At 49.2% G+C, this 11,382-nt stretch carries 7 protein-coding genes; all 7 read left to right on the top strand.

What is annotated here, in order from left to right:
* Positions 1 to 4 precede the first annotated feature (4 nt).
* The 7 genes from BUB73_RS09410 (at position 5) to BUB73_RS09380 (ending at position 11,273) form a co-directional block, all read left to right on the top strand.
* Entirely contained in the window at positions 5 to 2,185 is a 2,181-nt protein-coding gene (locus BUB73_RS09410; protein WP_073285264.1) for a hypothetical protein, read from the top strand.
* A gap of 9 nt (positions 2,186 to 2,194) precedes the next feature.
* The gene (locus BUB73_RS09405) at positions 2,195 to 3,289 is read left to right on the top strand and encodes a hypothetical protein (RefSeq protein WP_073159069.1); all 1,095 of its coding nucleotides are present in this window, start codon (positions 2,195 to 2,197) and stop codon (positions 3,287 to 3,289) included.
* 10 nt (positions 3,290 to 3,299) lie between these two features.
* Positions 3,300 to 4,346 carry a glycoside hydrolase family 18 protein gene (locus BUB73_RS09400; protein WP_073235790.1) on the top strand — a complete coding sequence of 349 codons (1,047 nt, stop codon included), beginning with the start codon at positions 3,300 to 3,302 and terminating at the stop codon, positions 4,344 to 4,346.
* 117 nt (positions 4,347 to 4,463) lie between these two features.
* Positions 4,464 to 5,474 carry a T9SS type A sorting domain-containing protein gene (locus tag BUB73_RS09395; protein WP_073159065.1) on the top strand — a complete coding sequence of 337 codons (1,011 nt, stop codon included), beginning with the start codon at positions 4,464 to 4,466 and terminating at the stop codon, positions 5,472 to 5,474.
* Between the two features lie 92 nt (positions 5,475 to 5,566).
* The gene (locus BUB73_RS09390) at positions 5,567 to 7,027 is read left to right on the top strand and encodes a glycosyl hydrolase family 8 (RefSeq protein WP_073159062.1); all 1,461 of its coding nucleotides are present in this window, start codon (positions 5,567 to 5,569) and stop codon (positions 7,025 to 7,027) included.
* 194 nt (positions 7,028 to 7,221) lie between these two features.
* A complete protein-coding gene (locus BUB73_RS09385; RefSeq protein WP_073285261.1) occupies positions 7,222 to 9,363 on the top strand; it encodes a cellulase family glycosylhydrolase in 2,142 nt (713 codons plus the stop codon).
* Entirely contained in the window at positions 9,363 to 11,273 is a 1,911-nt protein-coding gene (locus tag BUB73_RS09380; RefSeq protein ID WP_073159058.1) for a glycosyl hydrolase family 8, read from the top strand. The genes BUB73_RS09385 and BUB73_RS09380 overlap by 1 nt, the downstream gene beginning before the upstream one ends.
* The last annotated feature ends 109 nt before the right edge of the window (positions 11,274 to 11,382 follow it).

Here is an 11,382-nt window from a genome sequence, read left to right as displayed (position 1 = left end):
CAAGATGAAAATGAATAAGGATATGTTTAAGATGACTTCCAGAATCTCGCTTCTTCTTTGCGGAGCCGCAGTATACGCTGCCGCTGCAGATTCGACCTTGGTCGAACGTCAGCAGAGCCTCCTCAATACTCTTGATTCTATGAATTCTTCAGTCTTGGGTCTTCGCATTGGCGGTACGGCTAAGGGTGGGGTTCTTTCTTCCACCATGAGTTCCGATCAGCTTTACAACGAAGCTGACCAGCGTGAAAACCAGGCCTACACCGACGTAAACCTCAAGGTTAACGCTCGTCCCAGTGCAGAAACTGAAGCTCGAGTAGAACTCCGTCTCCACAAGGATTGGCAGAGCGCTTACGACGAACCGATCAACCCTGTGATCGGTCACTGGTTTAGCTACGATGGCAAGATTCTCGACAAGCACGTCGACTTCAATCTTGGCTACATGAGAGTTGGTTATACTCCTCTCACCATTTACGTGCCCCAGGCTGAAATTCTGCAGGAACCGGAAATCTTCTTTGCCAAGCGTCAGGAAGCTCTTGCTTTGCGCAACTTGGATACCTCTTCCAATCGTTTGCTGCAGGGCTTGAACTTCAAGTACAATAGCTTCGATATGGGCCCCCTGTCCAACCTTTACGTCCAGATGACTGGTGCCCGTATCCGCAATATCGCCAAGAAGGCCGATGAAGTCTTCTTCGACTTTGACTGGAGCGACCGCTACCTCTATGGCGCAAACCTGGGCGTTGAAGCCTTTGGCGCAACCATCGGTGGTAACTTCGTCTACACCTTTGACCGTCAGAAGTCTTCCCGTTCCAAGGAAGATGCTGCTATCAAGAACCTGTACTACGAAGACAACATGGTCTACACCGGTGTTATTGGTTATGACACCAAGGACATGATCATGGACGGTAAGATCCGCGCCGGTATCGATGCTGAAATCGGTGGCTCCAAGTGGACCTTGTCCCGCGACTCCCTGGTTCTCGATACCATCCACAACTATAAGGTTGAGAGCTACGATTACCCCGTGTTCGATGAAAACGGCAAGGCTCTTGACGACAACGGCAAGGACTCTGTTTTCCAGACTAAGTTCTATGTGGCCGACGGTATGACTCTCGGTAAGCACTGGAGCGACGAAGAAATTGAAAACGTTTCTGGCATGGCTCTGCATGTGTCTCCCTATGTAAACGGTGACATTGCTGGTGTTAACTTTGATGTTAAGGCAACCATCGTCAAGAACGACGAAAAGTTCTGGTCTGAACAGGCTGCTTCTGCCTACTATGTTGGCAGTGCAACGATCCTGAATGGCGATGCTAACATTTCTGGCGCCGACGCTGATGTGGTCAGCCGCTTCCGTTCCGGTAGCCTTGAAAACATGTACTTCAGCATTTACAATGTCAACGTTTTGCAGCAGCAGAACTTGATGACTAAGTCTGAAGACGCTGAAACCCCGATCTTGAATGGTTCCTCTGTTGACTCCTACTATGCATTCGGTCGTCTGGCTAACAACTACAGACTGGGCCACTTCTACAAGAATGGTTACGAAGCTGTTGCTAGCAAGCAGTTGGAATACGCTAGCTATTCTGAATTTGTCGATCCTTCTGTCAACATGGCTATGCCCATGGGTCTGGCAACTCCCGACCGTGTAGGTTTCGCCCTGAACGCTAACGTGGCTTGGAACGATGCCATTACCATTAATGGTCGTTTCTCTCAGTATAGCCATAGCAGCGATGTCGATAACGACTATACCACTATCGGTGCAGGTCTTGGCCTGAATGTGGCTCCGTTCCTCGGTCTGAACCGCCGACTCATTCTGCAGGGATCCTTCGAATCCGCAGAAGAAAGCAACTACCTGAAGCGTAAGACTTCCCGCGTTGTTGCTGGCCTTACCGCAGACGTTTGGGGCCCCTTCACTATCCTCGGCGGCATGCAGATGCTGACTAAGGAATTTGGTAGCGGTCTGCCTCTGTCTGAAACAGTCATTGTTAATGACATTGATGAAATGCTGGCCATGGGTGGCTTGCAGATTAAGTTGGGCCCCGGTGCGGTCCTGGATCTCCAGGGTGGTCTCCTGACCAACACTGTTAACTACACGGGCATTGCCGTTGATGAAAACGGAGTCGCTTTTGCTCAGCCTAGCGAATTGAGCCTGAGCAAGCTCTTGATTGCCGGTAACATTACGGTTCTGTTCTAGGAGGTTATCATGAATAAGATGTTTAAGTATGGCATGGGCCTCGCTGCAGCAATCGCTTTGGTTGCCTGCTCTGCAGATAGCATTAGCAATAGCGACGCCGAAAACTGGCCCTCTGATTTTAGTGTGTCTGAATATGCAAGAGTCAATCCGGACCTGGGAACCTATCAGGCCCTGTCTGCCGTGGCTGATTCCAATGCTGTTCTTCGTAATCTGATTACCGAGCAGCTGACTCAGGCTGCTATCGAGGCAGACTCTTCCGATAAGACCTATGAACAAAAGCTCGCCTCTGCCAAGACCAAGGCAGAACAGCAGGTCAAGAAGACTTATGTCACCGGTATCATCCTCAACGACGATGCCGAATGGACTGCCTATTTTGATGATTCTACCGCAGTAAAGGAAATCTTCCTTAACTATGCTGGTCTTAGCGAAAGTTACTGGCCTGGTTCTGCCGCATTCCTGAACGGTATGTACAATCCGGACTCTTCCATCAACATCTTCGGTCAGACCGCGATGCAGTACCGCCTGGCCTTGAATCCGTACCACATTTACGGTAACAAGGCTTCTGCAGACCTGGCTTTCCTGAAGTCTGTTCCTGTTGATTCCAACTTGATCAAGTATCAGTACATTCGTGCTGGCCGTTATGAAGGTCGTGCCTACCGTTTCTGCCGTGCAGGCGATAACGCTGTCATCAAGCAGCTGGACGTTACGGTTACCCGCTATGATACCACTGTAACGGTTTACGACACTACTTGGAGCGTAACCGAACGAGCCGATACTACTCACTCCGCAACTAAGATTAGTTATGTGGATGCTGACGGCAAGGATACCACAATGTTGCTTTCCTCCTATCAGAAGCATCTTGCAGAAGGCGATTCTTCTATCGTTCCGAAGGATACTATCTACACCATTGAGACTAAAGAAGTTAAGGATTATGTAGACCGTGCTCCGAGAGACAGTATTTACCAGAAGAAGAAGACGTCTACTCAGGCCATGAGCCCCAATGCTGCACCTGTTGGCAACACTGGTGAAGTTTGGGATTTCTCCGCTGATCTTTACTGCAAGTCCGAAGTTGACGGTGAAGTTTATTTAATCGGTAATCCGTAGCGAGGTTTTTATGAAAAAGCTTTCTTTTATCGCTTTAGCTTCTCTTGTTGCTGCTGCCGTTGCGGCTCCTTTTAAGGTCGTTGGATACTACCCGTCCTGGGCTCAGTATAGCCAGTTCTTCCCGAAGGATGTTCGTTACCAGTTCGTGACAGATATCCATTATGCCTCTTTGGCTCCGGCTGAAGACGGTAGCATTGCCTACGCAGACGAAAGCGATGCCGCTAACTTCGAAGAGTTGGCCAAGCTTTCTTCTGAAAATGGCGTTTCCCTGGTGGTATCCATCGGTGGCTTCGAAAACGAAGGCAATTTGAAGGCTATCGCCGGTGACGATTCCAAGCTTTCCGCTTTCTGCGATGCTGCTATGGAATGGGTCGAAAAGTATAATCTTGGTGGTGTGGAACTGGACTGGACCAATGCAACTGGCGATGATGCCGCCGACATTGGCAAGCTGGTTTCCGCTCTCAAGGATAAGCTGGGTTCCAAGTCTGTTTCCGTGATGGCCTATGCTGCAACCATGGATGCCTATTCCGATGCAATCAGCCAGGCTGACTATGTCACACTGTCTGTAGGCGACCAGATGGACGAATCTGCAGAGTCCGTCAAGCCCAACCTTTCTAAGCAGGACGTGGAATCCGCTGTTCGCGCTCTGTCTGGCAAGGGTGTCTCCAGCGACAAGATCGTTCCCATTGTTCCCATGTATGGTAAGTCCTTTGCCGGTGCAAGCGGCCTGGGTTCTTCTCATCAGGGTGTAGGTAGCGGTAACGAAGGTTACTTGGCCTATAAGGAACTGATGAAGAAGTTCGAAGCTCCGGACTACAAGGTGAACTTTGATGAAGAATCTTCCTCTGAAGTGGCTGTAAGCAACTCTGAAACCATTGTCTTCATGGGTATTCCTTCTGTGAAAGCTATTAGCATGATGGTTAAGGATGAAAGCTTGGCTGGTGTCGCCATGTACGATATTAGTCAGGATCATGACGAAAACATCGTGTCTTTGATGGTGACTGCCGGTCTGGTTCTCCGTCCGGAAGTGAATTACGCCCCGAAGAAGAAAAAGTAGTGTAAAAAAATACTAACATACGCTTTTTTACACTAAAAAAAATACTATTCCAAAAAAAAGTATATATATTTCAACCAAACCCCTTCCCGGTGTCGGGAAAAAAAAGAGAGAGATACTATGAATAAGAAACTTATTGCACTTTCTGCAGTTTCCATGGCTGCAATGGCATCCGCTGCCGTTAACCTCGAAATTTGGTTCGATGGCACCAACCAGCAGGTTAACACTGGTGGAGATTGCATGTACGAATACCAGGTTTGCGAAGAAACCACTATGGGTTACTGGTACGACTATGATGACCGTAAGAACGACAAGGGTGGTTCCTACGCTATCTATCCGTACGAAGCTGACCAGTACGAATCCCTCGTTCAGCCGATGATTGAAAACCTCGGTTATGCAACCATCAAGTACGTTCTCGTCGACCCGACCACTACCGGTCAGACCGCTGAATATCCGTACAACTTCGTTGGCTTCGGCTTCAACACTGTTGGTGCTAGCCAGGATCCGATGGACATCACCGCTGCTGGTGGTCTCTGCGCTACCTATACTTCTGACCTCGCTGTGACTCTCGAAGTTGCAACTCCGGATGCAGGCGACGCTTCTTGTAGCGTGACCCTCACCAAGGCTGCTACTCCGACCAAGGCTGACAAGGCTATCGCAGACTTCAAGCAGCCCACTTGGGCAGATAAAAAGCTGCCGGGCGGTTGCGCTGACGCTTTCGCTGCAGCTACCGCTGTTAAGTTCAAGCTGGATGGTCAGGCTTCTGACGCTCAGGGTCAGCTCCGTATTTTCGAAGTCGGTCCTAAGGGTACCTGCTCTGGTGCAAAGTCTGCTGCTGCTGAACCTGCATTCACTTGCAAGTCCAACGGTTCTGGCGCTGCTGTATGCTCCGGCGACGCCGCTATCAACACTGTTAAGGCTGCAAGCGCAGTTAAGGCAACCCTCGCTGGCCGCACCCTCTCCTTCGGTGTGACCGTTGCTAAGGCTGAAATCGTTAACCTCCAGGGTCAGGTTGTTATGACCGCTTCCTCCGTGAAGACCATGGACCTCTCCAAGGTTCAGGCTGGTGTCTATATGGTTCGCGCTGCTGGCAAGTCCGCTGTCATGAACCAGAAGATCCTCGTGAAGTAATTTAACTCACAAGATTCTAGAAAAGGGGAATTTCGCTTGACGGAATTCCCCTTTTTATTATATATTAGGACTACTCAAAAAATGAGGTGCTCATGAATATTTCGAAAGCTTTCCTTGCATTGCCTATAGCTTTTGCTTTATATGCTTGTGGTGATGATTCCTCTGCCGGTTCCGATCCTGTTGTCAATCCGGATGATCCGTCTGTTATTGTTTCTTCTGACTCTCAGGGTTCTATGGACCCCACTAGCTCTCCCGTTGGAGGCAATGAAGGTGGCGAGTCCTCTCCAGAACAGCCCGCATCTTCTGCCGCAGCTGCTGTTTCTACTGTCGCACTGCCTGCAGGAGCATCTCCCGCAGTTTCCGACGCGTTCTACGAAACTTGGAAAAAGCGCTGGATTATTTATCTTAATGATGAAGTTGCCGGTGGTTCTACCCTCAACTACGAAATGTTCACCGGTTCCCAGGGACAGTATATTATGACTGCCAAGATGGGTGCCCCTCATCCGAATCCGGCCCGAGTGATTTGGGATGGCGGTACGGGCGAACAGTGCGAACTTACCGATATGCAATCTTGGAATGGCGTGAACTTTACGGTGGCTCTCCGTCGTAAGTTGGGTTGTACCGTTTCTGAAGGTATCGGCTATGGTATGTTGCTCGCTGTCCTTCACAACGATAAGGACCTGTACAACGCTCTGTGGGCTTACAACGTGGTGGCCCGTGACTACAATACCGCTGGCTTGATGCCCTGGGAACTGCAGTCTTTCAGCAATACCGTTTCTAACTCTGCCGCTCTGGATGCTGACCTTGATGTGGCTACCTCTCTGATTCTTGCAGAAAGCAAGTGGGGCGGTGGATACTATCTGGCTGACGCTCTTGTCTTGCTGGATGCCGTTAAGCTCAAGGGTATCAATCCCGAAAATCTGTTGATCCGTCCGGGTGACACCTGGGCAAACAAGGACGTCTATAACCTGAGCTACCTTTCCCCGGCTGCAATCCGCCTGTTTGATGCCGTTCAGCCCGAAGGTAAATGGTTGGACATCCTGGCTGCAAACTACAAGTACATGATGGATGTTCAGGATAAGGGCGCTATCCCTCTGTTCCCGGATTGGTCTAACGCAGCCGCAGAAGCTACTGACCCGAAGAATGGATCTGCCGCCAAGTCCTATATGCTGTTCGATAAGGAATCTGTGCGTATTCCCTGGCGTATTGCCTGGGATTACTACTGGAATCAGAGTGCAGAAGCGCAGACTATCTTGACCAAGATGTCTACCTTCATCTCTACTGCAACTGCAGGCGATCCTAACGCCCTTTCTGATTACTCCTATAACTATCTTACTGGCGAACTTTCTACCAGTTCTATTAAGGGTACCCACTTTATCGGTGCTTACTGCTTGATGGGTATGGGTGTAAATCAGCCCTGGCTGGATGCTTGCTACGCTAGATTCAACAACGAAATGGCAGGCTACAATCCGGTGGGATACACTGGTACTTACTTCAAGGAAATCTTGATGAACTTGTTTGCAACGTTGCTGAATGGCGGTTTTGTTAAGTAGTTGACTGTCAATGTGGTAAACTATTGTAAACGAAACGTAGTCTAAAACGTGCAGAATATCACAGGCCCGCCTCTGGCGGGCTTTTTGTCTACCTATGTAAACAAAAAATAGCTAGTTCAAGGGTTATAAAACTAGGCATAGTAAATTAACTTTACTATTGGGATGGTAAATATTTTAGCCGGAGAGTTTTTAGTATGAAAAAGTTATTGTCGACACTACTTTTGTCCTGCGCAGTTTCCTTTGCTGCAGGAGTCTACGATGGAGTTAAGCCGCTCCGTGTCGGTCCCGTTTCTGCCTATGGTGCTTTGGGTACCAGTGGTAGCAAGGTTGTTAGCATTTCCAGCGGAAAGCAGGTGACCCTCCGCGGTATGAGCCTGTTCTGGTCCGATGCTACCGGCTCCCCCTATTACAATTCCGAAGTGATCAGCTGGGCTGCCGAAAAGCTTGGCATCGATGTTTTCCGTTTTGCCATGGCAATTGATTGCTATAAGGAAAGCGACTGCAGTAACAATAGCGACGAAAAGGTTGCCGCATCCTATAAGAGCAATCCGTCTGGCTTGGAAGCTAAGCTGGACAACATGGTGAAGGTCGCCATTGAAAACGATATCTACATCATCGTTGACTGGCATAGCCATCGCGCAAGAAGCGAACAGGCTTTGGCAACGGATTTCTTTGGCCGTATGGCTGCAAAGTATGCCAACGTTCCCAATATCATCTGGGAAGTGTTCAACGAACCTGTTAATGATGGCATGGGTGAAATTGCTTCCTATGCAAACACCGTTATCAGCGCCATCCGTACAAATGGCTCCCCGAACCTGGCCCTGGTGGGCACCCCCTTCTACTCCCAGATGGGTAGCTGCGGTGGCGTTAACCAGACCAACGTAGGCTACGTGTTCCATTTCTACGCAGCAACACATACCTTGGGGGCTTTCAAGAATGCCATTGAAGGTTGCTTGAGCAACAATGCCGTGTTTGTTACCGAATGGGGTACTACCGAAGCTTCTGGTGCCGGTAGCATTAGCGAAGGCAGCTCTAAGGAATGGCTGGACTACCTGGATGGTAAGGGTATTTCCAACTGTAACTGGTCTCTGCGTCACGAAACTGTCGGCAATAAGCCTGAAGCTTCTGCCATGTTCAAGGGTAGCACCGTGTTGAATTCCAAGGCTGCCTTGAATGAAGCTAGCTACACCACTTCTGGCACTATCGTCAAGAACTATCTTACCTCTAAGTCTAGAGCAGGCACCTGGGCAGACTCTATTACTGCCGGTAAGCACACTGGTGCTTGCGCCTTCGCTCACGCTTCTGCTTCTGAAATGGAAACTTCCATTGAAGGCAAGGCTAGCGCTTCCTGTACTTATACTTCTAGCGATGAATCTGTTGCTACTATCGAAGCTGGTTCCATCAAGATTCATGGTGCCGGTGTGGCAATTATGACTGGTAACGACGGTTCTCAGACTGTGGTGAACATTACCGCTATGCCGAACCAGACCTTTACCCAGCCCAATGTGACCTGCCGTCTGAGTGGTAGCGGTTGCCAGAACTTCTCCGGTGATTCCAAGATGCAGCAGAAGATGAACGAAACTGTTACTATCGAAGGTAGCCCCATTACTTACACCTCTGACAATCCGGATGTGGTTTCTGTTGAGAAGATGACCTGTACTTCTGCAAACTGCTATTCCTACAAGAATCAGCAGGTCTGGATCGCTTCCTTCAAGAGTGTCGGTGTTGCCCATATCCGCGCTACTGCAGCTGCTGTTCCCGGTTATCGCGCTCTTGATACTACCGTGACCTTTACCTATGCAAAGAATGTGAACTCCCTGAATACCAAGTATTTCAAGAACCAGACTGTTGCATTGGGTTCCACGACTCAGGTGTTTACTGTTGAAGCTCATAAGGTTCCTGTGACCTATACCATTACTCCGGAAGGTTATGCAACTCAGGACGGTGAAATGCTGGTGGCTGGTAACGTCGATGCTACCATTACCATTCACGCTGTTGCCCCCGAAGCTGAAACTTATGAAGCTATTGACGAAACAATCATGATCAATATCGGTGCTGGCAACCTGTCCATGATTGAAGGTATCACTCCTAAGACCATGGCTAACGTGAGCATGAACGCTCGTATGAACGGCAATAAGCTTGTGATGACTGCAAAGCATTCTGGCTTTGTTACCGTGCAGGTTGTTGATATGGCTGGACGTACCGTAAAGAACGTCGTTAAGTACGTATCTGCTGGCTCTAACGTGATGGATTTGGGTGAAGTCGCTCACGGCAACTATTTCGTGAATGTTAAACAGTCTTCCATGGTGAAGACTATTCCTTGGAGCAATAAGTAATGATTAAACGTTTAGCTCTTATTGGTCTTGCTGCAGCTACGGTTGCTTCCGCTGCTGTAAAGTTCCCCTATCCTCAGGCTCATGGCTATCCGCATACCAGTGTTATTGCCGATGTCTGGAACTGCGCTGGTCAGACTGCTTCTACCATGCTTAAGAACCAGTTTGTCACCTACCTGAAGGAATACTACGAAGAACAGGGTGATCTCGCCCGTATCAAGTTCGATGACAAGGCTCGTACTGTCTCTGAAGGTATTGGCTACGGCATGCTCATGTGCGTGTATTTCAGTGACAATCAGACCAGCTACGAAAGCCAATTCAAGAAGCTCTGGAATTACTACAAGAAGAACATGAACGGTAACGGCATCATGAACTGGAACATCCAGGGATTCGGTGGCGCTATTGGTACCGGTGGTGCTACTGATGCCGAAGAAGATGTGGCTGTGGCCTTGATCATGGCTTATTACCAGTTCGGTAATTCCCAGTACTTGTCTGACGCAGCAACCTTGGTTGCCAACATGCGTAAGAGCGAATTCTCCAGCAATGGTATGCACAAGCTGGGTGACCAGTGGGATCCGTACAAGAACCCCAGCTATGTTAGCCCTGCCGCTTACGAATTGTTCAAGGATGTGGATACCGGTAACAGCAGCTTCTGGGCATCCGCTATCACTACCAACTACAATTTGCTGAAGAAGAATCAGAACGCTAGCACGGGTATTCCCTCTGGTTGGGCAGACAATAACACTTTCCAGCCCATTGTCGGTAATAACGGCTACAACTTCGCCGGTTACGACTATGATGCTGTCCGCGCTCCTTGGCGTTGGGCCTGGAGTTATGCCTGGTATGGTCACTCCGATGCAAAGGAACTTTCTACCAAGTTGGCTGCCTGGGTAAGCACCAGGAACAATGGTCAGCTCTATATCAATATGAAGCCTGATGGTACGATTAACCAGAATGGTGAACCTTGTAAGTCCAATGGTTGCAAGGCCAATGGTTCTTCTATTGGTACCTTGAGCTCCGTTCTTATCGTAGACGAAAAGTATAAGGACCTTCTGAATACCAACTATGGTGCTCTTATGTCTCAGCAGCAGGGATACTTCCATTCTTCCCTCCGTTTGCTGACCGGCTTGCTGATGTCTGGTAACATGCAGAACCTTGCCAAGGCAACTCCGGTTGAACCTCAGACCTTTACTATTCCTGAAGACGCCTGTAAGGATACTACCACCTACTACGAAAACTCCGGTGCTTACGGTTGGAACTCTACCTCTGTGGAACTTTCCGACGAATCCAACACTGGCGTTTACATGGGTAAGCTGATTAAGGGCGACAAGCGCGAAGTCTATCGAAAGGTAGAAAGCGTTGAAGCCGGCAAGGCTTATGTCATGAGTTGGGACGCTACCCAGTCCGAAGGTTCTAACTTGTGGCTGACTTACGCCGTGTATGCTGATGAAACTATGACTGAGCAGCTGTGCGGTGCCATGAAGAAGCTTGTTGGCGGCCAGACCGTTGCTCAGACCTGCGAATTCACTGCTACCCAGTCTGGTGGTGTTTACCTGGCCCTTGTCTTGAATAACTGGGATGAACCTCAGGTGGCTATTTCTAATCTGGCCTTGAAGTCCGCTGATGGCCAGGCTGTTGAAATTGTCGATCCGGGTCCGGTTGATGGCATTGCCGAAGTGGCTCAGGCTCAGCAGATGAAGATCAGCGTTTCTGAAAAGATCGCCTATGTCCAGCTGACTAACGCCGCACGCGTGTCTGTGATGGATATGCAGGGCCGCGTGGTTGTTCCCGCTGTAAAGGCAGAAGCTGGTATGACTCAGATCCAGTTGAATGGCCTGACTGCAGGCAACTATCTGGTTGTGGTCAAGCAGTCTTCTGGCATGAAGGTTCAGCAGATTCATATCGCTGACTAATTGCTGCTCTAGCGAGTCATTGAAGAGGGATCCGTCGTTAAGGCGGACCCTTCTTTTTTTATAAAGTATGGACAAACCCCATCCATATTGATTTTTGTATATTCTGCGG

This window comes from Fibrobacter sp. UWH6, assembly GCF_900142465.1.
Lineage (GTDB): Bacteria > Fibrobacterota > Fibrobacteria > Fibrobacterales > Fibrobacteraceae > Fibrobacter.
The sequence above is the reverse complement of the archived record's forward strand: the minus strand, read 5'-3'. Positions and strand labels throughout refer to the sequence as shown.

Excerpts from the sequence above, each read along its gene's own strand:
- BUB73_RS09400 (WP_073235790.1), top strand. The coding sequence starts at position 3,300 with ATGAAAAAGCTTTCTTTTATCGCTTTAGCTTCTCTTGTTGCTGCTGCC.
- BUB73_RS09380 (WP_073159058.1), top strand. The coding sequence starts at position 9,363 with ATGATTAAACGTTTAGCTCTTATTGGTCTTGCTGCAGCTACGGTTGCT.
- BUB73_RS09410 (WP_073285264.1), top strand. The coding sequence starts at position 5 with ATGAAAATGAATAAGGATATGTTTAAGATGACTTCCAGAATCTCGCTT.
- BUB73_RS09405 (WP_073159069.1), top strand. The coding sequence starts at position 2,195 with ATGAATAAGATGTTTAAGTATGGCATGGGCCTCGCTGCAGCAATCGCT.
- BUB73_RS09385 (WP_073285261.1), top strand. The coding sequence starts at position 7,222 with ATGAAAAAGTTATTGTCGACACTACTTTTGTCCTGCGCAGTTTCCTTT.
- BUB73_RS09390 (WP_073159062.1), top strand. The coding sequence starts at position 5,567 with ATGAATATTTCGAAAGCTTTCCTTGCATTGCCTATAGCTTTTGCTTTA.
- BUB73_RS09395 (WP_073159065.1), top strand. The coding sequence starts at position 4,464 with ATGAATAAGAAACTTATTGCACTTTCTGCAGTTTCCATGGCTGCAATG.